Origin of the sequence: Erwinia sp. JH02 (genome assembly GCF_013074405.1) — a bacterium.
GTDB lineage: Bacteria > Pseudomonadota > Gammaproteobacteria > Enterobacterales > Enterobacteriaceae > Erwinia > Erwinia rhapontici.
On record NZ_JABANZ010000001.1, the window covers coordinates 477,829 to 502,644 of the forward strand.

Annotated in this window: 23 protein-coding genes; 14 read left to right on the forward strand and 9 right to left on the reverse strand. The window is 53.9% G+C overall.

The annotated features are described in order from the left end of the window. The first annotated feature begins 46 nt into the window (after positions 1–46). On the forward strand, positions 47–475 hold the full coding sequence (locus tag HHI26_RS02170) for a hypothetical protein (protein ID WP_171148515.1): 429 nt from the start codon (positions 47–49) through the stop codon (positions 473–475). Positions 476–643: 168 nt separating this feature from the next. On the opposite strand, the gene HHI26_RS02175 is transcribed toward HHI26_RS02170, so the two are convergent. After that, a complete protein-coding gene (locus tag HHI26_RS02175; protein ID WP_171148516.1) occupies positions 644–1,930 on the reverse strand; it encodes a PAS domain-containing methyl-accepting chemotaxis protein in 1,287 nt (428 codons plus the stop codon). A gap of 615 nt (positions 1,931–2,545) precedes the next feature. Beyond that, positions 2,546–3,079 carry a GrpB family protein gene (locus tag HHI26_RS02180; RefSeq protein WP_159338140.1) on the reverse strand — a complete coding sequence of 178 codons (534 nt, stop codon included), beginning with the start codon at positions 3,077–3,079 and terminating at the stop codon, positions 2,546–2,548. Between the two features lie 148 nt (positions 3,080–3,227). Here HHI26_RS02180 and HHI26_RS02185 point away from each other — a divergent pair, with 148 nt between their 5' ends. From HHI26_RS02185 to katG, 4 genes are all read left to right on the forward strand, one after another. Beyond that, positions 3,228–4,343, forward strand: a complete 1,116-nt coding sequence (locus HHI26_RS02185) for a metallophosphoesterase (RefSeq protein ID WP_133846559.1) — start codon at positions 3,228–3,230, stop codon at positions 4,341–4,343. 208 nt (positions 4,344–4,551) lie between these two features. Continuing rightward, positions 4,552–5,757, forward strand: coding sequence for an MFS transporter (locus HHI26_RS02190; RefSeq protein ID WP_167863957.1), 1,206 nt, complete (start codon positions 4,552–4,554; stop codon positions 5,755–5,757). A 194-nt stretch (positions 5,758–5,951) separates the two neighbouring features. Continuing rightward, entirely contained in the window at positions 5,952–6,518 is a 567-nt protein-coding gene (gene satP / locus HHI26_RS02195) for an acetate uptake transporter (protein ID WP_159338143.1), read from the forward strand. A gap of 150 nt (positions 6,519–6,668) precedes the next feature. After that, positions 6,669–8,846, forward strand: coding sequence for a catalase/peroxidase HPI (gene katG / locus HHI26_RS02200; protein WP_171148517.1), 2,178 nt, complete (start codon positions 6,669–6,671; stop codon positions 8,844–8,846). 52 nt (positions 8,847–8,898) lie between these two features. Here the strand turns inward: katG and HHI26_RS02205 are convergent, their stop codons facing one another. The 3 genes from HHI26_RS02205 to HHI26_RS02215 form a co-directional block, all read right to left on the reverse strand. Then, entirely contained in the window at positions 8,899–9,312 is a 414-nt protein-coding gene (locus HHI26_RS02205) for a GFA family protein (RefSeq protein WP_171148518.1), read from the reverse strand. Positions 9,313–9,387: 75 nt separating this feature from the next. Next, a complete protein-coding gene (locus tag HHI26_RS02210; protein ID WP_171148519.1) occupies positions 9,388–10,110 on the reverse strand; it encodes a GntR family transcriptional regulator in 723 nt (240 codons plus the stop codon). A gap of 108 nt (positions 10,111–10,218) precedes the next feature. Beyond that, the gene (locus HHI26_RS02215) at positions 10,219–11,319 is read right to left on the reverse strand and encodes a sugar phosphate isomerase/epimerase family protein (RefSeq protein ID WP_133846553.1); all 1,101 of its coding nucleotides are present in this window, start codon (positions 11,317–11,319) and stop codon (positions 10,219–10,221) included. Between the two features lie 543 nt (positions 11,320–11,862). Between HHI26_RS02215 and HHI26_RS02220 the strand changes: the two genes are divergently transcribed. Genes HHI26_RS02220 through HHI26_RS02245 form a run of 6 tightly spaced genes read left to right on the forward strand, consistent with a single transcriptional unit; the run spans position 11,863 to position 17,820 of the window. Then, positions 11,863–12,978, forward strand: a complete 1,116-nt coding sequence (locus HHI26_RS02220) for an ABC transporter ATP-binding protein (RefSeq protein WP_197931278.1) — start codon at positions 11,863–11,865, stop codon at positions 12,976–12,978. Positions 12,979–12,992: 14 nt separating this feature from the next. Next, positions 12,993–14,045: an extracellular solute-binding protein gene (locus HHI26_RS02225; protein ID WP_171148520.1), complete on the forward strand. Its 1,053-nt coding sequence runs from the start codon at positions 12,993–12,995 to the stop codon at positions 14,043–14,045. A 9-nt stretch (positions 14,046–14,054) separates the two neighbouring features. Then, complete coding sequence (locus tag HHI26_RS02230) at positions 14,055–14,882, forward strand: ABC transporter permease (protein WP_159338147.1); 828 nt, start codon at positions 14,055–14,057, stop codon at positions 14,880–14,882. Continuing rightward, complete coding sequence (locus HHI26_RS02235; RefSeq protein ID WP_133846549.1) at positions 14,875–15,699, forward strand: ABC transporter permease; 825 nt, start codon at positions 14,875–14,877, stop codon at positions 15,697–15,699. Before HHI26_RS02230 ends, HHI26_RS02235 begins: the two co-directional genes overlap by 8 nt. 23 nt (positions 15,700–15,722) lie before the next feature. Further along, on the forward strand, positions 15,723–17,147 hold the full coding sequence (locus tag HHI26_RS02240) for a Xaa-Pro peptidase family protein (protein WP_159338148.1): 1,425 nt from the start codon (positions 15,723–15,725) through the stop codon (positions 17,145–17,147). A 1-nt stretch (position 17,148) separates the two neighbouring features. After that, positions 17,149–17,820: a flavin reductase family protein gene (locus tag HHI26_RS02245; RefSeq protein ID WP_197931277.1), complete on the forward strand. Its 672-nt coding sequence runs from the start codon at positions 17,149–17,151 to the stop codon at positions 17,818–17,820. A 31-nt stretch (positions 17,821–17,851) separates the two neighbouring features. Here the strand turns inward: HHI26_RS02245 and HHI26_RS02250 are convergent, their stop codons facing one another. Next, positions 17,852–18,391 carry a cytochrome b/b6 domain-containing protein gene (locus tag HHI26_RS02250; protein ID WP_133846547.1) on the reverse strand — a complete coding sequence of 180 codons (540 nt, stop codon included), beginning with the start codon at positions 18,389–18,391 and terminating at the stop codon, positions 17,852–17,854. 245 nt (positions 18,392–18,636) lie between these two features. On the opposite strand from HHI26_RS02250, the gene HHI26_RS02255 reads away from it, so the two are divergent. After that, positions 18,637–18,786 (forward strand): hypothetical protein, encoded by a 150-nt coding sequence (locus tag HHI26_RS02255; RefSeq protein WP_159338149.1) that lies wholly within the window; start codon positions 18,637–18,639, stop codon positions 18,784–18,786. Between the two features lie 22 nt (positions 18,787–18,808). On the opposite strand, the gene HHI26_RS02260 is transcribed toward HHI26_RS02255, so the two are convergent. Genes HHI26_RS02260 through HHI26_RS02270 form a run of 3 tightly spaced genes read right to left on the reverse strand, consistent with a single transcriptional unit; the run spans position 18,809 to position 21,895 of the window. After that, on the reverse strand, positions 18,809–19,624 hold the full coding sequence (locus tag HHI26_RS02260; RefSeq protein WP_171148521.1) for a carbohydrate ABC transporter permease: 816 nt from the start codon (positions 19,622–19,624) through the stop codon (positions 18,809–18,811). A 2-nt stretch (positions 19,625–19,626) separates the two neighbouring features. After that, positions 19,627–20,496: a sugar ABC transporter permease gene (locus HHI26_RS02265; protein WP_171148522.1), complete on the reverse strand. Its 870-nt coding sequence runs from the start codon at positions 20,494–20,496 to the stop codon at positions 19,627–19,629. Between the two features lie 58 nt (positions 20,497–20,554). Further along, a complete protein-coding gene (locus HHI26_RS02270; protein WP_171148523.1) occupies positions 20,555–21,895 on the reverse strand; it encodes an extracellular solute-binding protein in 1,341 nt (446 codons plus the stop codon). Between the two features lie 530 nt (positions 21,896–22,425). Between HHI26_RS02270 and HHI26_RS02275 the strand changes: the two genes are divergently transcribed. Together HHI26_RS02275 and ugpC are read left to right on the forward strand one after the other, a co-directional pair. Next, complete coding sequence (locus HHI26_RS02275; protein WP_171148686.1) at positions 22,426–23,025, forward strand: GNAT family N-acetyltransferase; 600 nt, start codon at positions 22,426–22,428, stop codon at positions 23,023–23,025. 12 nt (positions 23,026–23,037) lie between these two features. Further along, positions 23,038–24,129: a sn-glycerol-3-phosphate ABC transporter ATP-binding protein UgpC gene (gene ugpC / locus HHI26_RS02280; RefSeq protein WP_171148524.1), complete on the forward strand. Its 1,092-nt coding sequence runs from the start codon at positions 23,038–23,040 to the stop codon at positions 24,127–24,129. Positions 24,130–24,816: the final 687 nt, after the last annotated feature.

Below are 24,816 nucleotides of genomic sequence, written 5' to 3' on the forward strand. Positions count from 1 at the left end.
TCGCATAGAACATCGTCATTTTATTGAAATATTTTGAAGAGTATTAATGAAAATTTTAATTGCTGGTTTATTTTTTCTGTCATTTACGTCTTATGCACAGTCTCATCTCGGCACATGGGGAACGACCTGTGATGACGAGGGTTTTTCAATTCAGCTAAGTAAAATCCCCAGTCCGTTGATTGTGAATGACAATCAAATTATCATTTCAATCCATTCAAAAGAGATCTCCGCTAATCAGGTTGCTGTGTATTTTGATAAGCCGCTTGATCTTGGTACAGGTGGAATGAACCTTGCGTGGGATAGTTTCAGCACAACGAAATCGGTGGCTGAAATGACCATTAAGGGCAGTTCAGGATTGTTCAGATGGTACGGTTTCTTTGATAAAAGTAAGAAAAAATATGTTTGGGTTGATGGTCCAGATTTTGTGCAAGATCATACGAAAAATGGTCTGATTAAACTTAAGAGATGCGATTAATATACTATTTTAACATGGGAGATGGGGCACTTCTTCATTGATGTCAGCCGGGTCCGGACGTGGTGCAAAGCCAGCAGCACAGGGCTGCTGGCCAGATAAGCTTGTTGCCGTATTCGCTCATCATTGCTCTTTCTCCGCCATCTAAACCCGTCGACTGAACAGGGTGTATTACACATCCAGCCGATGGATGACGCTGACAAACTGGTGCACGCCGCGATTAATTTCCTTCAGGCTCCGCGAGAGGTCGCTGATTTTATCCTGTTCGGTGACCACGAATTGTTTTACCGCATCCAACTGTTGATACATCTGCTGGATCAAATCAGCATTCACTTCTACGACGGACGTTATTTTTTGCGTGGCGCTGGCGGTCGATGCAGCCAGTCGGCGGACTTCCGCAGCGACGACACTAAATCCGCGTCCGGCTTCGCCAGCCCGCGCTGACTCAATGGCGGCATTCAGTGCCAGAATATTGGTTTGTGCGGCAATAACGTTAATTGTATCAACGACTTCAGTAATACTTTTGGCCGAAGCATTGAGCTTTGCGCCAATCTCGGTTGCGGCATTTACCTGAACAGCAACCAGCCCGGAGTTACGCACCGTTTCTTCCAGCACCTCATTGGCATTATGCGTGATTTGCGAGGTTTCTTCTGAGGTGGTAACGGCGATATCGGCCACCCGTTTTGCGGCTTCGACACGGGTTGTGATATCAGATGCGATCTTAATCACCTTACAAACATGGCCATCAGCGTCATAGACGGGATTGTAACTGGCTTCTAACCAAATGCGCTCACCGCTGGCCGTTTTACGTTCAAAGCGCCCAACAAAGTGCTGACCTTTGCCAATTTTTTTCCAGAAATCGGGGTTTTCACGATAAAAACTTTCATAGCAAAAGATGCGATGATGCTGGCCCACAATATCAGACAAGTTAAAGCCCATATGGGTAAGAAAGTTGCTATTAGCCGTAAGAATCTGACCGTCAGGCGTGAATTCGATCACCGCCATGGATAGGTCCAGCGCAGTGATCACTGCTTCTTTTTGCTCTAACTCATGATGGCGGGCGGTGATATCGGAGGCGACCTTAATCACTTTATAAACAATGCCGTTATCATCGGTAACAGGGAAATAGGTGGCGCTGAGATAAAAGCGCTGATGCTGTTTGCTGAAACGTTCAAAGATACCCGTTACCGATTCGCCTGTTGCGAGAGTCTGCCAAAAGGCACTGTAGCTTGCTGAACGGCAGTAATCCGGTTTGCAAAAAATCCGGTGATGTTTTCCCTGAATCTCACTCAGTGAGTAACCAGTGACATCGAGAAATTGTTGATTGGCGTTGAGAATCTCTCCATCAGGCGAAAACTCAATCCATGCCACATGCTGTTTTATTGCATTGATGTCCCGGGTGATGCCGTTACTTTTGGACGAGGGCAGTGAAAAACGCGATTTTTTCATACCAAACATAGAACACCTCAGGAAGTTATCAACATCTCGATGAACCAGATACGCGCAGGCCGGTTTGTGGCATAGCCATCGCAACTGAATTCTTCTCGGCAAGCCCATAGTGGGCTGAATGTTTTTTCCAGGCGGGACACTTGGTCATCAGTCAGTCACGAAAGATGATATCTCTTTACACCCAAGGGGTGCTTGCCGGGATGATAGTCTGTGCATTCCTGGTGTTCTAACAAGTATGGTGACGGGCACGTAACTGGTGTCCTTAACGGGTATCGGCAAATGCGTGGAAAGGTTCAGGGAAAAATGAAAATAATTGCACGGCATTGCAGAGTTGGCGTCGCTACGCGAATTCTACGAAAAGAGAAGGGGAGTTATCCCCAACTTTTCACGTAGCGCCACATTGGCATACCGTTGGCTCAGAGAGATGAGTAGATGTAGATTCAGTCAGGAAAAGAAGGCGAGCCGGTTGCAACCAGCGGGAGTGCCTCCTGATATTCAATTTAACATAATATACATTATGCGCACCAACGTAGCGGTACGTTGAATCTGATGTTTATCCGCGGTTCATCCTCTGCTGTTCACTTATGGCGTCTGAAGCTCTCTCTCCACTGATGAAACTCACAGCTAAGGCTTGGTGTGACTGGCTGAACACTCAGCGCCAGTAAGTGCCAACCGAAGATGGTGTTCAATAAACGCCGTCTTGAAAGCACTGTAACGATGAACATCGTTGCCACTTGCCAGCACCGCAGCACGTTTTATTTCGGCATACTCTTCTGCTGCGTCCTTGTTGTTGATCAGATAATCCCGGAACGCCAGATGCTTTATGATTTGGCTGTCGCCTACAGCAAAAGCATGAACCTGATGACTGCGTTGATCGCCACCTTTAGTGAAATATCGACGATTTGGGATGCCATTTTCACCACGGGCTGTGTAGCCATTGAGCTTCATTGCAGCATTGGCGTTATCCAGTTCTGTCAGCCCATTCACCTCTAACAATATGTCTATGACGGGTTTTGCTGCCAGCTCGGGTACAGACGTGCTGCCAATGTGGTGAATGCGGAAAATAATATTGCCCAGGGTGGCCAGTAATAGCGCGCTTTCTGCCTCGAATAGATCGGGCCACCGCTTGTCGTAAGCGGTCACAGTCACGGTCCGCATGAGTACCCTCCTCCTTTTGCTCTGTGTAATGACCTTAGCACTTAGATTAATACGGGATCTATGCTACAACTTTTCAGATTGTTCAGTGACAGATGCTTTTCATTTCATCTTTGCATTATCGTGCACCACTTTTTAAGGGAATATTGACATGTTTCACCTTATCTTCAGCATACCGAGTTGGTATGTTATCGCCCGTTTTCTTATCCCGCTTTCCATGCCCATTGCTCTAAAAATCCTGTTATCGCTGCTGGTGCTGCTGGCTTCTCAGTATCTGCTGGTTAGCCGGTTCACCTCTGGCAGCATTTTTGCGCCTGAAATGCCGCGCATGGTGATTATTCTCTTCAACTGGGCGTTCAGTGCGGTGCTGTTCCTCGCGCTCACGCAGTTGGTGATTGATGTGGTCGCACTGATTTCACTGATTGTCAGGCATCCGCTGGAGATTGCGCCTGGCATTCGTTACCTGGCTGCACTGTTTGCCATGGGTCTGGCTACGTATGGCGTTCAACAGGCCACCCGCGTTCCCGCGCTGAAAGATGTCACTCTTGAGGTCGCCAATTTGCCGCAGGCATTTGAAGGTTATCAACTGCTCCAGCTCACCGATTTGCACATCACCCGGCTTTTCAATGCCAGCTGGACGGCGTCCATGGTGAAACAGGCAATGTCGCTGAATGTGGACCTGATCGTCATCACCGGTGATGTTATTGATGGCACCCTGGAAAACCGCCGTAACGATGTCGAACCGCTGCGCGGTTTGCATGCCCCGGATGGCGTACTGGCCATCACCGGCAACCACGAATACTTCTTCGAACAACAGGCGTGGACGGAGCATCTGGCTTCCTTAGGGTTAGATCCCCTGCTCAACCGCCACAAGGTGATCGCCCGCGGAGAGGCAAAACTGGTGATCGCCGGCCTGACCGATGCGTCAGCCACCGCACGAGGTGCTGATGGTCCTGATCTCACCCAAGCATTAGCAGGCGCACCGGAAAACGCACCGATTGTGTTACTCGATCATCAGCCCAAAAATGCGCGTGAAAATGCCACACAGGGCGTCGATATCCAGCTTTCAGGCCATACGCACGGCGGCTTAATCTGGGGATTCGATCGGCTGTTTGCCAAACCCAATAATGGTTTTGTTTCAGGCCGTTATGATGTGGATGGCATGCAGCTGTACGTGAATAACGGTACCGGCCTTTGGCCCGGTATGGCGGTGAGGGTCGGTCGCCCATCGGAACTGACCCGTATCACCTTGACGCGTAAGAAGTAATACCGGCACCCCGCTCATCATGCCCTGAAAAAGGGAGAGCGGGAACGCCTGGCGTCAGCGCAGTATTCCCCACTGGAATAAGATATTTCTATAGTTTTTTCTCCAGTTAACACCTTGAAACATTATGGTTTTACGATACAAAAAATGCCTGATAACAGAGTAGAGTAACGGGTCTGGTTGTTAATAAATTGATGGATGAATGTAATAAATGAAAGGAATGCCGCCAATTATTCTTGCCCTGCTTGCTGGCTCACTGGTGCTGACAATTGGCCGTGGGGTCACGCTGCCCTTTCTGACTATTTACCTCACCGAGCACTATCATCTGCTGCCCAAAAGTGTCGGCATCATTATGGGGGCAAGCCTTGCTATCGGTATTTTCAGCAGTCTCTACGGTGGCTACCTGGTCGATAAATTCAGCCACCGCTTGTTGATTGGTTTCTCTATCAGTCTGTTCGCCCTCAGTTTTTTCTTGCTGCCGCTACTGCCAGAGGTCGGCAGTGTGGTCGTGGTAATCGCCCTGCTCAACGCATCCTATGCGCTACTGAGCATCACCATCAAAGCCTGCATTGCCGCGTGGCTTCCCGTCGAGAAACGTGTCAAAGCATTCTCGATGAACTACACGCTGATCAATGTGGGCTGGGCCGTTGGCTCTTCATTAGGTGTCTGGCTGGCGGGGTTTGATCCAACGCTACCGTTTATGATTTCGGGCACTCTGGCGCTGGTCACGGTTATTGCGCTGATGGTGGGATTACGCAATATCCCCAACAGCCCTGCGCGTAACGATGTTGAGCTGAAACCACTGGAAAAACCCGACTTACGCCAGACTTTATCCATCTTGATGCGTGATCGCTGCCTGATCTATTTCACGCTGGGCAGCACCTTCGGTGCGATTGTTTTTGGTCAGTTCACCGGATATCTGTCGCAGTACCTGATTATTATCGCGGATGCCGCTTACGCCTATAAAGTGATTGGCGCCATTATGATCACCAACGCGGTGATTGTTATTGCCTTTCAGTACGTGATGAGCAGCCGCATGAAACAGGACAACCTGCTGAGATGGTTATTTTTCGGCACGTTATTCTTTATCCTCGGTCTGGCCGGCTTTATGCTCGCGGGGCCTTCGATACTGCTCTGGATGATAGCGATGGTGATTTTCAGTTTCGGCGAGCTGATTGTAATCCCCGTGGAATATATGTTCATCGATTTCATCGCGCCCGATAATATGAAAGGCAGTTACTACGGTGTACAGAACCTGAGCAATATCGGCGGTGCCGTTAACCCCGTACTGTGTGGATTCTTACTCAGCTATACCCCTCCACCGGTCATGTTTATTGCCCTGATCGGTTTCTCCGCGGCCGGGTTGCTGTTCTTCCGCCATGGGCATCGGTTGGCGATGAAAAGAACGATGGCCTGAGTCTCAATCTATTTTATACGCACCTATTTCACTGGCTGAGATACCCAGCAGCATATAAGAATATAAATAGTGAGTTTCACCCTCTTTAGATCAAAGAAGCTTTGATGTGCTCTGATTATGATCTCGCGCCCTGCCAGGGAGTGCTGGCGAGGGTTGAACCCTTTCAACATCTTAATCAATATTTCTGGGGATTTATGGGCACCGTTAAGTTAGCTAATCCGGCTCCGCTAGGCCTGATGGGGTTTGGCATGACCACCATTTTGCTGAACCTGCATAATATAGGGTTTTTCCCAATGGATGTTATTATCCTGGCAATGGGCATCTTTTATGGCGGCATCGCGCAAATATTCGCGGGTCTGCTGGAATATAAAAAAGGCAACACCTTCGGTTTAACCGCATTTACCTCTTACGGTTGCTTCTGGCTGACGCTGGTCGCGATTTTACTGATGCCGAAAATGGGTCTGACAGAGGCAGTAAACGGGCATTTCCTCGGGGCGTATCTGGGTCTGTGGGGCGTGTTTACGTTATTCATGTTCTTCGGCACCCTGGCAGGCAACCGCGCACTTCAATGTGTGTTCTTCAGCCTGACCGTGCTGTTCGCCCTGCTGGCGATTGGCCATCTGGTGGATAACCCGGCGATCATTCACGTTGCTGGCTGGATTGGTGTTGTCTGCGGAGGCAGCGCGTTTTATCTGGCGATGGCTGAAGTGCTGAATGAGCAATTCGGTCGCAGCATCCTGCCTGTGGGTGAAAAACACTAACTTACTTTAAGTGGCCATCGGCAACGTGGCCACTCAGCCCCTTTGTTAGCCACGTACTTATTCTCTATCACATTAATAGGGTTATCCAGATGTACCGCAAGCTCAGAATGCACTATTTTAAAACCACACAATAAAAAGGTGGATAGAGAAATGAGCCAATCGTCGGAAAACCCAAATGCTTCAGCCGCGCAGTGTCCTTTCCACGCGGGAGCCGCCAAACCCATTGCAGGCAGTGGCACCAGTAGCAATGACTGGTGGCCAAAACAGCTAAGAGTCGATCTTCTGAGCCAGCATTCCAACCGTTCCAATCCCCTCGGCGTTGATTTTAACTATCGTGAAGAATTCAAGAAGCTTGATTACCCTGCCCTTAAAGCCGATCTCAAAGCATTACTGACCGATTCTCAGCCGTGGTGGCCCGCTGACTGGGGTAATTATGCCGGGCTGTTTATTCGTATGGCCTGGCACAGTGCTGGCACCTACCGCATGGTGGATGGTCGTGGCGGTGCCGGGCGCGGTCAGCAGCGTTTCGCCCCGCTCAACTCCTGGCCGGATAACGTCAGTCTGGATAAAGCACGACGTCTGCTGTGGCCGGTGAAGCAAAAATACGGTCAACAGATCTCCTGGGCTGACCTGATTATTCTGGCGGGGAATGTGGCACTGGAAAACTCCGGTTTCCAGACGATTGGCTTTGCGGCGGGCCGCCAGGATGTCTGGGAACCCGATCTGGACGTGAACTGGGGCGATGAAAAAGAATGGCTGACGCACCGTCACCCGGAAAGTCTCGCCAGCAATCCTCTGTCTGCCACTGAAATGGGGCTGATTTACGTTAACCCTGAAGGCCCGAACGCCAGCGGCGACCCGGCCTCGGCAGCGGCGGCCATCAGGGCAACCTTCGGCAATATGGCGATGGATGACGAAGAGATCGTTGCCCTGATTGCCGGTGGCCATACGCTGGGCAAAACCCACGGCGCGGGCGAAGCGACCCACGTTGGCGCTGAACCTGAAGCGGCATCGCTTGAGCAGCAGGGACTTGGCTGGGTCAGTACTCACGGTTCGGGCATCGGCGCGGACAGCATCACCTCAGGTCTGGAAGTGATCTGGAGCCAGACGCCAATGCACTGGAGCCATTACTTTTTCGAGAACCTGTTCAAATATGAGTGGGTGCAGACCCGCAGCCCGGCGGGCGCGATCCAGTTTGAAGCTAAAGATGCGGAAGACCTGATCCCCGATCCGTTTGATGCAACGAAAAAACGTAAACCGACGATGCTGGTAACCGACCTGACGTTACGTTTTGACCCTGAGTTTGAGAAAATCTCACGTCGTTTCCTGAACGATCACAATGCGTTCAATGACGCCTTCGCCCGCGCCTGGTTCAAACTGACCCACCGCGATCTGGGGCCGAAAAGTATCTATCTGGGGCCTGAAATCCCGGCGGAAGATTTTATCTGGCAGGATCCGTTGCCTGCTGCGGTGCATCACCCGGTGCCTGCGGATATTGCCGCGGTGAAAAAGCGGATTGCGGACTCCTCTCTTTCGGTGAGTGAGCTGGTATCAGTGGCGTGGGCCTCTGCTTCCACCTTCCGCGGTGGCGATAAACGCGGTGGTGCCAACGGTGCGCGTCTGGCCCTTGAGCCGCAACGTCACTGGGAAGTTAACCGTATCGCCAGTCGTGTGCTACCTCAGCTTGAGGCGATTCAACAGCAGTCAGGGAAGCTCTCTCTCGCCGACACGATTGTTCTGGCAGGTACCGTGGGCGTTGAAAAAGCGGCCGCAGCTGCGGGCGTCCTGATTGATGTGCCCTTCTTACCTGGCCGGGTGGATGCGCGCATTGAGCAAACGGATGTGGCTTCCTTTGCGGTACTTGAACCGGTTGCTGACGGTTTCCGTAACTACAAAAGTGGCAGAAGCAGTGCATCGACAGAAAATATGCTGATCGACAAAGCGCAGCAACTTACGCTGACCGCACCTGAATTGACGGTGTTAATCGGTGGGCTGCGTGTGATCGGGGCGAACGTCGATAACACGCAGCACGGTGTGTTTACCGACCGTGTGGGTGTGCTCAGCAATGATTTCTTTGTCAATCTGTTAGATATGGGCACCGTCTGGCGCGCCAGTGATGACGCTAAAGAACACTATGAAGGGCACGATCGTAACACTGGTCAGCTGAAATACACCGCAACACGTGCAGATCTGGTGTTTGGTTCCAACGCGATACTGCGTTCACTGGCAGAAGTGTATGCCAGTGACAGTTACCAGCATCAGTTTGTGCTCGATTTCGTCGCTGCCTGGACGAAAGTCATGAATCTGGATCGTTTCGACGTTCAGTAACCCCTGTGGGTAAGCGGATCCATGCCGCTTACCCTTTTTCTCGACGCCTGCGTTATTTCCTCTCACGGGGGACGTACGATAACACTCCCGCCACCCCGCCTGCACCGCCATCCTTCGGATGATTTACTCCATCTGTGACATTCAAAGCGGTAAAATCAAACGGCGATACGCCTTCGAGGCAGGCCGCATTGACCCCGTACTGATGAGGATTCGAGCGGCTCTGATGGAAGGTATAGATGCCGCAGACAGAACAGAAATAGTGCGCCACTTCCCGGCTGTTAAACCGATACTCCGTCAGCGCTTCTTTGCCCTTTATCACATCGATTGCTGAAGCAAACACCACCACGGCGCCCCGCATCCGGCAAAAAGTGCAGTTGCAGCGCCGCGCGCTATTCAGGCCATCAATAAGCGTCACGTTAAAGGCCACCGCACCGCAGTGGCACTGAGCAGAAATGTTCTCCGTCATCGTCAGAACCCCGTTATCCGTTGGAGAGCCAGCAACCAGTATCAACACGCACGGTGACATTACTGTGATATTGGCTCAGGAAAAGTTTTCCAGCATCGACATAAAGGAATGCCGATCACCATGGCCTTCCGTCAGCCGGACCCGCCCCTCAATATCGGCAAGATGGTGGTCCATCAACGCCCGGGCCTTAGCTAAATCTTTCGCTTTAAGCGCCGCGACAATCTGACGGTGATGGTCAGCACCGCAATCATCCTTGCGGTCCTCTTCATACAGCGACATCACCAGCGAGAGCCGCGCAACAATCTTCGTCAGCATCTCGGTCAGCACGGGATTACCGGCCAGCTCTGCCAGAACGATATGGAACTTGCCGGACAACACTGTTTTCGATTTCTCGTCGCCATGATGATGGATCTGTTCTTCTTCATCTGCCAGCTTTTCAAGGCTATCCAGCTGCTCTGGGGTGGCCCGATCCACCACGAACGCCAGCAAGATACCCTCCAACTGACGCCGGGCTTCAAACAAGTGCCTGGCCTGCTCAACGCTCGGTTCGGCAACAAAAGTGCCGCGATTTCTTTTGCGCTCCAGCAGATGATCGCTTTCCAGCACGCCCAGCGCGCCCCGCACCACCGTCCGGCTCACGCCGAAATGTTCGGCGATAGCTTCTTCAAGAATTTTACTGCCGGGCTTTAGCGCCCCTTCACCAATTGCCGCCGCCAGCGTGACGCGAATTCGCTCGGATACGTCATCATGATTGTCGGCGCTAGCGGCCGGTGTCGCTCTGGCACGCGTTTTTTTCATTAGCTTGTTCATCCTCTGTCTGAACCCTTACCGCATGCTGAGTACGTTACCGCAACACAACGGTGACTGCCTTCTATATCGTGATAATGATATTGATACGTAACCGGGTTATAACACGATGCCCTGAGCGCGACAGGTGGCCCGGATATGTGCTGCCGATTGCTGAATAAAACGAATCGCTTCATTAAACCCGTAAGACTGATGCTCGTAGCTTGGGTAACCGTAGCGGCTACGTTCATAACTTTCCCAGTCTTCAACCTCGCCAGCGGCAACGCGCTGAGCACAGGCATCAATGGTGGCAAAATACGCCTCAAGTTCGCTGGCCGTCAGGTCGGGATGCCCGGCACGCCACAGCGGATCGTCGATCTGTATACACTGACGCGGATGAGGACGGCGTCGATTATCGTCGGTCGATTGGGCGATTTCCAGCGACAGATTCAGCTGTGGGTTGACCTGTGCCAGAATCGACAGAATAGCAGCAAAATCCACCACGCCGCTGCCACATGGGCGCGGCTGAAAATCCAGTCCCCCCGGGGCGCGTCCAATGTACGCATCTTTAATATGGGTCTGACGCACCCAGGGTGCCAGGCGTTGAGTGGCCAGCACCGGGTCTTCGCCGCGTTGCAGCATATTGGCAGTATCCAGCACCACCCCCGCGCACTCTTCCCCTACGGCCTCAATCATCCGCAGTATTTCGAAAGAGGTGATCTCATCGTGAGTCTCGATATTCATATGCACGCCGTGAGCGCGGGCAACCGGGGCCAGCTTACGCATGACATTTGCCATGCCTGCCAGCTGCTCTTCCCATGTGACATCGGTACGGAAACGGTCGGCCGCCAGACGGCCAGGATAGGCAGGTTTAAAATTACCCGGTGAAACCCACATTTCCCGGCAGCCAATCGCTGCGCTGGCTTCAATCATGCGGGTCAGCCCTGCAATAATATCGCCATTGCCGATGGCCCGCAGTTCTGGTGCTTCTGCGCTGCAATAAGGGTTGATTTTTCCGAGGCCGCTTTCCAGATACAGACCCAGTTCATCGGCTTTTGCGCGGATATCCCGCAGTAAACCGCTGTCCAGATCGGGGCTCATATCCAGCACCGTGCTGAAGAAGATGCCCTGAAGCCCCAGTGACTTAACATGATCCAGGCTGGCCAGCGGGCCACGTTTTTTAACTTCGGGTAGTTTCAACCCATCGATGCCTAACTTCATTGACGATTCCTTTAAGGTTAACAAATCACTGACTGATAGCTCAGGAGGTTGCAAGCCTTATGCCATCGACCCTTTTTCGTCATGATATTTGACGTATCTCATTGATAATTAATCTCTATATTTTTTATTTTATTTTGTATAACAAACTTTCGCATAAATATTCATATCACATCATCGTAATTGCACTGTCAGTACGTCAGAAACCTGACAGAACGGGCTTTCCGTCATCTTTATGGGCGATCATTTTGCGAAAAAAGGGGATTTTATCGTCTGTTTCTGCGCGATCCTGGTGATTATTTGCACCAAAATAATGCCCTTTCTGCACCACAATCGTCATTTCACGTAAGGAATTTTCTTTCGAATTATAAGATGTAATTTAATTCGCACAGAGTTGCGAAACTTTGATTTAAATTAATAATTGTTTTATTTCAATCCATTATGGAGTTTCCCTCCCCTTCCCCCAACAATCTGGCATACGGCTTGCAGTTTCCTTGTCATCAACCCATTCGTCTTATGACAGCGACTCATCACCAGGGAAGCCCTATGCAAGATAAGCAACATACCCTTGAACGTAAGCGCCTGAGCGTGCAGGGACTGACCCACAGTTACGGTGGCAACAACGCGGTGAGTGATGTGTCATTTACCATTGAACCGGGTGAAATTGTGGCGCTGCTCGGGCCAAGCGGATGCGGTAAATCCACCGTGCTGCGAGCCATCGCCGGACTGATCCAGCCAAAGACAGGCAAAATTGTTCTGGGGGACCAGGAGCTCGCCAACGTGTCAGCCAGGGCTCGCGGCATCGGCATGGTATTCCAGAACTATGCGTTGTTCCCCCATCTCACCGTGGCAGAGAACATTGCTTATCCGCTGGCCTGTCAGCAGATATCCCGCGCGGAACGTAAGCAACGCGTGGCGGAGATGCTCTCCCTCGTGAGACTGAACGAGTTTGGTCATCGCCTGCCGCGTGAGCTATCCGGTGGCCAGCAGCAGCGTGTTGCCGTGGCCCGCGCCATTGCTGGCCGCCCTTCACTGCTGCTGCTTGATGAGCCTTTTGGCGCACTGGATCGGGCGCTGCGTTTCGATCTGCAGGTTGAGTTGCTGCACCTGCAAAAAACCCTGGGCATTACCACGCTGATTGTCACTCACGACCAGGAAGAAGCGCAGAGTCTCGCCAGCCGTCTGGTCCTGATGAACAAAGGGAACGTCGAACAGATCGATACGCCAATGGCGGTCTATGACCAGCCGAAAACGCTGTTCGTGAATACGTTTATCGGTCAGACCAATCAGCTGCAAGGGACCGTGCTGCGTTTCGATAACGACACCACATTGATCGGCCTGCCCGACCAGAGCACCGTGCGCCTGCCGCGCCGTCTGAACTTCACTACCGGTTCAAAAGTGACGCTGACTTTCCGTCCTGAAGAGGTGCGGCTTTGTTTGCAGCCTGGGGAAAACACCCAGCCCGTACGCATGACAGTATCGGTGCCGCTCGGGCCAACGCTGCTGCATGACCTGGCACTGGAAGACGGCACTCGTCTGAAAGCGTCAGAGGTACGAGGACCATCAACGTTTATCCCCCAACCCGGATCCCAACTTTTTGCTGAGATTGACACTGCCCGCTGTCATGCCTTCCCGGCTGAACCGCTTCCCATGAATCAATAACCCAGGTGAACACTATGAAAAATGTAGAAATCAGTCGTCGTCGGTTCGGTCAGTTAATGGCGGGTGTCGCCGCTTCCGCCATGCTGCCGTTTTCACTGCGTGCGCTTGCCGCCGCAGGCAGTGGAACCGCCGTCGCCGCGACGTTCCCGGGGAACTGGGAAGATGCGTATCGCACTATCCTGACGCCGATATTGAAAAAAGAGGGTTATGACCTGACGGTGTCCCCTGCGATGGCCCAGGACCAGCTGGCAAAAGTGCTGGCCAGCCCCGGAAACCCGCCTTACGACACGCTGTTGATGTCGCCTGGACAGATGACAGTCGCTATTGAAAAGGATCTGATCCAGAAAATTGATCCGTCACGCCTGAAAAACTGGAACCTGCTTGATCCGGCATTCCAGGGCGAATATGGACCGACGGTCACCGTTGAGGTCAACGGCATTGCCTACAATCCCGACCTGGTGCCGCGCCCCAAAGGCTACCGCGACCTGTTCGAGAATCCGGCATACAAAGGCCTGGTGTCCTGGACCGGATTTGCCTCGAACACCGCCGTAATGGCGTATACCGAGCTGGCAAAAATTTACGGGACAGGCCCGGATGACATGGCCGCGGTCTTTAAACTGTTTAAGGAACACCCGGAGCAGCTCACCAGCATCGTTGACAGTACCAACCATCAGATGACGCTGTTCCAGCAGGGTGAAATTGCCGTGTTTATGTGCAGTACCGGGAATGTGGCGCGACTGAAAAGCCTGGGGTTAAACGCGGAGTTCGTACACCCGGAGAGTGGCTCACCGGCCGCCCCGGTGAATATTCATCTCACCAAAGGCAGTAAAAATCTCGATGCGGCCTATGCCTATATGGATGCCGCCATCTCTCAGGCGGCACAAACCGCACTGATGCAACCCCCCGTCGAGATGTTCCCGACCAATAAAAACGTCGCCCTGACACCGGCAATAGCTGCCTATGTCACGCGTGAGCAGCTGAAATCGTTGGTCTACCCGGACTGGGCTGCGATTAACAAAAACCGTGATAACTGGATACGCCAGTTTGATTCCCTGGTTGCCGGTTAAGGTGATGTGATGAAACAGAGCGGCTTTCCTTATGTTGTCCCCATGTTATTGCTTTCACTGGTTTTTTTTGCCACACCGCTGGCGGTTCTGGTTGGTTTCAGCTTCACGTCCGGTGACGGTGTCACGTTAAGCCATTACGCGCGTTTCTTTGGTGATAGCTTTAACTTCCGTGTGCTGATGAACACCGCCAGGCTGGGGATTGAAACGGTCATAGGAACGACACTGCTGGGCGTGCCGATTGCCCTGCTTTACTGGCACAGCGGGCGTCACTTACGTCAGGTGCTGATCTTCCTGACGCTGATTCCGATGCTGACCAGTAACGTGGTACGCACCTTTGCCTGGATTGTCATCCTTGGCCGCCAGGGGCCGATCAGCGAGGCGCTGATGGCCATGGGGATAACGGGAATGCCGACCAGCCTGATGTTCACCGAAACCGGACTGGTGATGGCGATGTGCCAGATTGATCTCCCGCTGATCATTCTGCCGCTGATCGCCATTCTCTCACGCACACCTTATCAACTGACCGAAGCGGCTCAGGTGTCCGGGGCGGGCGCATGGCGAATTTTGGTCACCGTGCTGCTGCCGTTGATGCTGCCCGGCCTGCTGGCAGGCTGGATACTGGTGTTTGCCAGCACCAGCAGTTCATTTGTTACCCAGGCGGTGATTGGCGGCGCGCGTAATGTGTATGTCCCTCAGCTGATTTACCGCGAAGTGGGTACGCTGTTCGACTGGCCGCTGGCTTCCGCTATTGCTGTGGTGCTCCTGGTGTCCACCGGGTGCCTGCTGGTCGCACTCACGATGATTTCACGCCACCGGAGACTGAACGGTCATGCTTAATCGACGCGAAAACCCTGTTCCCGGCCTGCTGTATAAGCTCTTTGTCTACGGATTTGGCTCGCTTTGCGTGATCTATCTGGTGGCCCCGATAGTGATTGCACTGATGATGTCATTCACCTCCGGGCAGACCCTGAAATACCCGCCGCAGGGTTTTTCTCTGCGCTGGTACGAGGCCTTGTTAGATCCGGTCCGGTCAGCCACGGAGCACGTTGCCGCCGGAAACTCGTTAAAAATCGCCGCCCTGGCCGTACTGGGTGCGCTGATCTTCGCCGTGCCTGCCACCATCGGTATGACGCGGATGAAGCGCAGAAATGTCAGCACCATTGAGCCGTTGCTGCTGGCACCGCTGGTGCTGCCAAGTCTGGTCTACGGGCTGGCTGCGCTGATTGTTGCCAATTTTATCGGCTTCCCGCCGTCATTGTGGCTGACCATTCTTGGCCATGTGGTGGTGTTTGGCCCCCTGATGTATCGCGCCGTGTCGGTGGTGGCGCAGGGGATGAACCCTTCGCTGGCGGAAGCCTCGGCCACGATGGGGGCCAGCTGGTTTATGACGCTGCGCCGCGTCACCTTACCGCTGCTGATGCCGGGCATTATGGCAGGGGCGTTTCTGGTGTTTATTCAGTCTCTGGATAATGTCTCGGTTTCGCTGTTCCTTGCCGATGCCCGCACCACCGTCTTGCCGCTGCGTATGTTCGCACTGATCGAGGAGTCGCTCGACGTTCGTGTTGCGGCCATCTCCGGGATTTTAATCGCGATCACCCTGCTTGGTCTGCTGGTCGCCCGGCGCGTGCTGGCACCGCGACCACAGCAACCCTGATTTTTTGACGACAAGGAAAGACTATGAATACTCGTGCGACTCAGGCCGCTGGCTATCGCATTGGCGCGCTGCTGGCCGATTTCCAGCCGGATTTTGAATTTTCAGCGCCGCTGCCGTTACCGTTAGAAGAGTTCGAAGAACGTTTGCGTAAAGTGCGTCGTCAGGCGGTGGAGGCGGGACATGATGCGATTATCGTCCATGCCGGGAGCGTTGGCTGGTTCCATGCCTCTAACCCCTGGCTACGCTATCTCTGTGACTGGATGCGTGAAGGTGTGCTGATCGTCCCGACCGACAGTGACAAACCGCTGGTACTGCTCTCCTTTTTCACGCAGTCGGTATTGCTTCCCCCCGGTGGTGAGCCGCTGCTGGTTGATGAAATCTGGCAGATTGGCCCGATTGGTCGCGAATACGCTGACCGCCCCGGCGATTCGGTGGTCAAAACGGCAGAAAAATGTGCTGAGGTGCTGGCCCGTTTCGGGCTGTCAAAAGCGCAGATGGGCAAAATCGGTGATCGGACCTCGTTAACCTTCTGGGCAGCGCTGGCATCGCTGACACCCGCTGCGAAATATGTTGAGGATAGTGCCATCCTTGAGCGTTTGCAGAAGGTCCGCTCGCCGCGTGAAGTTGAGATGTTCCGCGCTGCCGCACAGCTCATCAGCATTGGCACCCAGGCGGCGTATCACGTGACGAAACCGGGCGTCACCGATTATGAAATCTATGCGGCCTTCAGCTGTGCGCAGCTGGCGTTCGGCGGCGAAACGGGTGATGGCTATCAGATTGGCATTAACGAGTTCGGCACCCACTGCGGCAAACCTTATGGTCACGTTGTGCGGCCGGGCGATCTGATCAATCTGTACATTTCCAACGTGACCTGGCGCGGCTATACCGCTCAGACCGCGCGGATGATTGCGGTGGGTGAGATAACTGAACGTCAGGAGCGGGTGCTGGCCGCCTGTACCGCTGGCGTGAAGCAGGCCGAAAAACTGATTAAACCGGGGGCGCTGATGCGTGATATTAACAACGCGGCGTTTGCACCGATGATTGATGCCGGGCTGCTGACCTCCCCGGAGGCGCGCACCATGCCCTATAACTGGTCACCGATGCCCGACGGAACAGCGCGTCTGATCCCACAGCAGTATGTGCCTGATGCCGATTATGAAGCCCAGGGTCGCAGGCTGATGCACGTCTACCCGGCAACGCACGGGCCGCATAACCCAAACCTGGGCCATTCGGTCGGCATGGCGGGCGGTCAGAACAGTTTCAACATCTCCTCTCATAACTACGATCGTCTGGAAGAAGGCATGATTTTCGTGATGCACACACAGTGGCTGGAGCCGCTGTCAGCGGGCTGCAATATCGGTGATTGTTACGTTGTCACGAAAGAGGGGTTTGAAAACCTCAGCCGCCATACCCCGCTGGACACTCACCGCATAACTGCCGGAGTCTGAAATGAAAAATATGCCGGGACATACCTGGTTTGACTTTGCCCAGCTGGGCGAACGCGATCGCTATAAGCTGCTCATCGGGACGGTAATCCCGCGTCCCATCGCGCTGGTCACCACCCTGAGCAAGGACGGTATGCCCAATGCCGGGCCGTTCAGCTTCTTTAACGTACTGACGCATGACCCGGCGATTGTCGCCATCGGCGTGGAAAACTATGCGGATATGCGTTTTAAAGATACGGCGCGTAATATCCGTGAAACCGGGGAATTTACAGTGCATATCGTGGATGATGCACTGGTTGAACAGATGGAGATCTGCGCGATTAAATTCGGTCCTGAGGTGGACGAACTAGCGTTAGCCGGGCTGGAAACTACACCCGGTAAAATGGTGCGCAGTCCGCGGATTCTGGCCGCCCCGGCCGCGCTGGAGTGCCGTCGCCATACCACTTTACAGGTGGGCCCGGCGCGCGAGATTATCCTCGGTGAAGTGTTGGGCGTTTATGTCCGCAGCGATGCGGTTAACCTGGAAAACCTGCACATCGACCAGCAGTTGATGGATGCCGTTGGCCGCATGGGCGGGCACACCTATACCCGCACGCGCGACCAGTTCGATATCAAAACCCTGAGCAGCGAGGAGTGGGCGCAGCGGGATGTCGCGGTGAAACCTGCCGTGGAATAAGCTCAGGTCTTCTGGCGGCCGGGCCACCCGGTCAGCCTTTTTGCCGTGATGGCATCATCCTGATCAGGGTGTTATCACGAAAAATATAGTGATGCACCAGTGCCGCCAGCGCATGTAAACCAATCAGCCAGTAGCCGAGGGGCGCCAGTACGGCGTGCCAGTGGATCAACGTTTCCGACAGTTCAGTATCGGGCACGGCGGCCACGGGCATCGGCAGTCCGTACAGGCTCCACTCCCCGCCCCAGAAGTAATGGGAGGTCAGTGCCAGCGCGGGCAGGGAAATAAACAGTGCGTAAATGCAGGTATGGGTTAAATGGCTCAGCGCGGTATGCCAGCGTTTCGGCGCGGGAATAATCGCGGGCGATCGTTTGCGCAGACGGATCATCAAACGCATGATCATGGTAATCAGCACTGTTGCCCCGGCGGTCACGTGGGTCACTGCAATAGCATAACCGTGCCAGGTTCCCGGCTGTGCATAGTCGCTGATCAAAATGGAACCATAAGCCAGAAGCAGCAGAAACACCGTCAGCCAGTGCAGCGCAATCAAAGGGAAAGTGTATTTTTTTTGCATTACCCGCAGAGTCATTGAATAAGTTTGCGCGCAGTATATCCGGCTAACACGTTTTAACCACAGGCAAAATTTACCGATAGGCGCCAAAAAACCTCGTTCCACCACGACGTTTTGGCCGCCGCTGTGGCACAATATCACCCGGACCTATTCCTGTTATCCCTCTGCCATCGCGAGGCACCATCATGACATGCCGCTCTGACTGCCCCTGTAAAAACCCGGACGCCCCCAGGTTCCCTGCGGGAAAGATGTTTAACGATCAGCGCGGCCGCGCCCTGCTGGTAACCGGCAAAGCAGGCCGTTTCCCGGATGCCCGTTACACGGTCTTAGACATCCGCACCGGGAACGCGGCGGAATACAGTTACCCGGCATTAGTCAGAAAAGAAAAAGGTCGTTAACAGGATGGGGGATATCAGCCCCCTATTTCACCGCGCCCTCGGTCACGCCGCTGATAAACTTGCGCTGGAAGATTAAAAACACCGCCATCAACGGCAGGATAACGATCATCGCGCCGGCCATCAGCACCGGAATATCAATGGTGTTGCGGTTCTGGAATAACATCATGCCGATGGGTAGCGTGCGCAGCTCATCTTTATTCACCAGAATCAGCGGCATCAAAAACTCATTCCACGTCCAGATAAACAGCAGCAGCGCCAGCGTTGATAGCGTCTGCCCGATGGCGGGCACCAGCAACCCCCAGAGAATTTTCACCCGTGATGCGCCGTCCATCACCGCCGCTTCCACCAGCTCTTTCGGCACCTGCTGAAACGCACTGGCAATCATCAGCGTGGTAAACGGCAGCGACAGCGCGATCTGCGGAATGATCAACGCCAGATAGGTATTGGTCAGCCCCATCCAGCGCAACTCATGGTAAAGCGGAATGATAAACGCCTCGCTCGGTAGCACCATGCCGAGGGCAAACATCGCGGCAATCATTTTCTTACCGGGGATCTTCAACCAGGCGAACCCAAACCCCGCCAGAATGCCGAGAAAAATACTGCACACCACCACCGGGATCACCACCAGCACAGAGTTCAGGAAATAGACATTAAAATGCCCCTGCTGCCAGGCCGTGATGTAATTTTTCACATTGAAAGAGCCAGGCAGCGTAAACACACCCTGAAACAGCTCCATCTGCGTTTTAAATGAAGTCAGCAGCGCCAGCATAAACGGCAGCACGGTGAGCAGCGCCACCACCCAGATCAGCGCACGGGAACTTACCGGCGTTTTGTGCATGATTAACGCTCCTTTAACGCCAGATGAATCAGCCAGTTAATCAGCAAGACGATCACCATACTGAAGACCGCAACCGAAGAGGCATAGCCGAAATAGTGCAGGTCGAAGCCCTGCTTATACATAAAGATATTGGTGACCATGGTCGAGGTGCCGGGGCCGCCCTGCGTCATCACATACACCATGTCGAACGTTTTCAGGCTGGCGATCACCGTCAGCAGCAGTGCGATACGCACCTCAGGTCTTAACCCCGGCAGCGTGATGCGCATAAACTTTTGTCGTCTTGACGAGCCATCAAGATCGGCCGCTTCCAACAGTGACGGATCCATACGTTGCAGGCCCGCCATAAACAGCACCAGACAAAAGCCGAAGAAATACCAGGTCGCGACCATACCAACGGCGGGCAGCGCCCAGGTAAAATCGCCCAGCCAGGAGAGCGCCAGATGTGGCAGGCCGATGGCGCGCAACAGCTGATCGATGGGGCCAAAGGCCGGGTTATACAGCCAGCGCCATACAACGCCCAGTACCGCCATCGGCATAATGTACGGCAGGAAGAACAGGATGCGCAGCAGACTGCGTTCTGTATTGCTGCGCATATCATTCAGGAAACTGCACAGCAGCAGCCCAATGCCGATAGGCAGCAGCGTATAAAACAGCATCAGCAGGGCGTTGTTCCCCAGCGCAATCCAGAACACCGGATCGCTGAACATCCGCATATAGTTACTGATACCGGCAAATACCGGGGACGAGGTACCGTCCCATTCGGTAAAGCTGATACCCAGCGAGGCCAACAGTGGCAGCAGCAAAAAGACGCCATACACCAGCACCGCAGGAAGAAGATAAAGAAAATTACGCCAGGGGCTTAGATTCAACATAAACGGACTCACAGGCCAGAACGTCTGACTGCCCGGCAGGATTGCCGGGCAATGCGGCTTAATGTTTCATGCTTTTGAGGTAGCGTTGATAGTTATTATCGAAATTGGTCACCATCTTATCGACCGTCTGACGCCCTCCCAGCAGCAGCTGAACATTCTGATTCAGCTCCGCGTTCATGGTCGGCGTCGCCCAGTCCACATAATGGCCCAGGCCGTCATTCTCATTCAGGGTTAACCACACCTGCCAGGCTTCTTTCAGCAGCACGTTATCCGCAGGAACCTGGGCATTCTTACTGGAGCTGGCCGGCAGGAAACCGGCTTTTAACCAGCGGTCGGCCATGGCATCTGACACCATATAGTCGATAAATTTCGCCGAGGCATCCTGCTGCGCTTTATCCTTCGCCGTGCTGGTCACGGAGAACGCTAAATCGGTGCCCCCGACCATCAGCGCATGCTGTACGCCCTCGCCTGCAGGCATCGCGGCAAAGTGGAGATCTTTATTATCTTTAAACTGGCCGAGATACCAGGTCCCGCTGATCAGGAAGGCCGACTGCCCGTTCTGGAACAGTGTTGCGGCATCATCGTTACCGATGCCCTGGAAGCCCGGGAAGAAGTATCCTTTCTCGTTCCAGTCCTTCATCATCGTTGCCGCCCGGCTCAGCTTGTCATCTTTAAAGGTGCCGCCAACATCATAGATAAGGTCATCCAGCTTTTTACGATCCTTACTGTCGATCTGCGCCTGCCAGAGTGTACTCAGCATCTGCTGACCCATATTGCCATCAAGCAGGCCCAGCATCATCGGGGCCACGCCCTGCTCTTTCAGTTTTGCCATTGCGCTTTCCAGTTCGGGAAGCGTTTTCGGCACGGCAATGCCGGCTTTATCCAGTAGCGCTTTGTTGTAATACAGCCCGACCATCTCCCCCAGGCTCGCCACGCCATACAGCTTACCGCTGCCGAAGTCCTGCGTGTCGGACCAGCGGTTACGTTTCAGGATGGAATCCGGGAAGCGTTTGGTCCAGCCATAGGTGCTGGCATAACCGTCCAGCGGCACCAGCAGCTTGTCTTTCACCAATGACCCCATATCGCCGCCGCCCTGATTGACCTGGGCAATCTGCGGACCATCGCCAGCGGTGAGCGCCAGCTTGAGCGGGATGCGGGTATCTTCAAACGAGTGAACGGATCGGTTGATCACAATTGACGGGTTTTTCTGTGAGAACTCTTTTATCCCTTCATCTACTGCGGCGGTCTGCTGAGGATAGTTATAGATATCCCATTCATTAAGCGTGACGGCATGGGCGCTTTGCGCCATACACCCGACCAGCGCGCCGGCCGCTATCAAACGTGAGAGCAGGCGCACTGAAGTACGAAACTGGGACGAACGAACGGATGAACTAGACATAGTGCTCGGTTTCTCCATCACTGAATGGGCATCCTTTCATGTCGACATCTGCCAATCCCGCAGATTGAAGCTACGATTATTTATGCACCCCTTCATACTTACTTTAATAGGAAAATAAAGTCAAACACCGCCTGTAGCGATTTACAGCACTGTGAGCGCGTGCATAAAAGCAACATATTGTGCACCGATTCAGCATGCCATCGCGCAGACGCGGTCGATAGCCTGTGATTCACTCCGCTTATCTCCCTGTTGCCAGCATCTTAAGCTGATAAAAATTGGGGAAAACTAACCTCCTGTTTTACCATACGAAAATCATATATTTTCCGGTCGCGTTGCGGGTTCAACTACACCAGGAAAGGCGCAGGCCGCAGCGCTAAAGGCGTACCCGGCGGATGACCGTGGTTATCGGTGAGCAGAATGATGCACTATTACGTCTGCTTTGTGATGTCACGCAATTATTTCATCTTGAAAACTAAGTCGGCATTCATTAACGTTGAAATTGCTCATCTGCTGACCAACGAGAATTGATGATGAATAATGACCCTGTGATCCGTGCAGCCACCCCGGACGACTATCCGGCGCTCTACCAAATTTGCCTGCAAACGGCGAATGCGGGGGTTGATGCCAGTGCGCTCTATTCCGACCCGGAGTACCCCGGGCAACGTTTTGCTGTTCCCTATGCGCGCTTTGCGCCCGACTTCGCGTTCGTGCTGGATGTGGACGGTGAGGTGATGGGCTATGTGGTTGCCGCCCCTGATACGCGCGCCTTTGAAGCCACGCTGAACAACGTATGGTGGCCTGAATTACAGGAAAAATATCGCCAGCGTCAGCCTGAGGCTGCGCTGGATGCCAACGTGCTAAACAGTATTCGCCATCCTGATGCTGCCGCCGGGGAACTGGTCACGCTCTATCCTGCCCATCTCCATATCAATCTGTTACCTGCACAACAAAAGGGGGGCTGGGGACGCAAACTGATTGAACATCAGCTGAATGCCCTGCGCGCAGCGGGTGTCGGTGGTGTGCATCTTGGCGTCAGCCTGCAAAATGAACAGGTGTGCGCGTTCTATCAGCGCCTGGGCTTCCAGCCTCTGCTGCGCAGCAATGCCATTTATATGGGCCAGTTACTTTGAGTGAGGCAGTTCATGACCAGTTTGCGATTGCAGAACGTTCAAAAGTCTTACGATCACATCAGTGTCATCAAAGGTATCGACCTGACGATTAACAGCGGTGAGTTTGTGGTGTTTGTCGGCCCCTCTGGCTGCGGTAAGTCCACGTTGCTGAGAATGATTGCCGGGCTGGAGGAGATCAGCGGTGGTCAGTTGCTGATTGATGAAGAGGATATGACCCAGCGTCACGCGACCGAACGCGGTGTGGCGATGGTCTTTCAGTCCTATGCGCTGTACCCGAATATGACAGTGCGTGGCAATCTGGCCTATCCACTTGAGGTGGCCAAACGGCCTAAAGCCGAGATCGCCAGCGCCATTGCCGAAACCGCGGCAAAACTGCATCTGACCGAACTGCTGGATCGGCATCCACGTGCCCTTTCAGGCGGCCAGCGTCAGCGTGTGGCCATCGGGCGTGCCATTATTCGCCAACCGCGTATTTTCCTGTTCGATGAACCTCTGTCGAATCTGGATGCGGAGCTGCGCCTTCAAATGCGTATTGAGATTGCCCGCCTGCATGCCTCCCTCGGGAATACGATGATTTACGTGACCCACGATCAGCTGGAAGCGATGACGCTGGCAGATCGCATTGTGGTGCTGCGTCAGGGGCGCATTGAACAGGTGGGTACGCCGCTGGATCTCTATCACAACCCGGACAATCTGTTCGTCGCCGGGTTTATCGGTTCGCCAAAAATGAACTTCATTGATGCCCAGGTGGTTGCGACCCGCGAAGGCCAGGTGCAACTGCGTCTGCCGTCGCTGGGCATTGATAATCTGACGCTGGCGCTGGATACCCCCTGCCACGAAGGGCAGAAAATGCGTCTGGGTATTCGCCCTGAGCACTTCCAGCCGGTGAAAGACAGCGCCAGCCCCTCGCAGTTCAGTGCGGAGCTGACCTACTGTGAGCTGCTGGGGCACACTAACTATCTCTATCTGAATACCGGGGATGAGCAGATGCTGGTGGTGGAGGAGCGCGAAGTGCATCAGCGGGAGATCGGTACACGGGTGGAATGGGTGATCCCGCCAACGCATTGTCTGGTGTTCGATGAGCAGGGGCAGCGAGTGCGCTGAAGTGGCCTGACGTAGGGGGCGACCCGAAAGGCCAGGTCAACGGCCAGGTCAAAGGCGTTTCGCTTTCCCGCTGTCGCGGGCTGAGCGACCCAGGGCGGCCAGTCGCCGCCGCCCTGGGGACCCGGGCTTGCGACAGGCGCATCGCCCACTTCGTGGGTTCCCTCAGTCGGTTGGCTTTCCTGCCGGACTGGCTGTGACGGGACATCCCTGTCCCGGCACGCCCGCTCGCCAACGTCCTGTTGGCTCGTCCTGGAAATCCCCCCTCCTTCGGCGAGGCTTAATTGCCGCTCAAAAGGTCAAAATAAAAATATAAATCAAAGATATAGACAAAGACAAAAGGCCTTTCTGGTCTTTTGGTCATTTTGGTTTTTGTTGGTGTTTTAATTTCTTAGATTTTTGTTTTGATGTTGAGGCGGCAATTAAGCTGCGCTGAGGAAGCGATGTGAACCAGGATGAACCGCCAGGACGGCGGTGAAAGCTCGTGTCGGCACAGGGAGGTGCCGTCACGAGCGGTCCGTCGGTGAGTAACGCTTGCGAAGGCACCCGCTGAAAGCGGGCGCAGCGCCTGCCGCAAGCCCGGGGTCAAGGGGCGGCGGCGACTGGCCGCCCCTTGTCGCTTCGCCCGCGCAGCGGGAAAGCGAAACGCCTTTGACCTGGACCATAAGACCTTGCCCCTGACAACGTCAG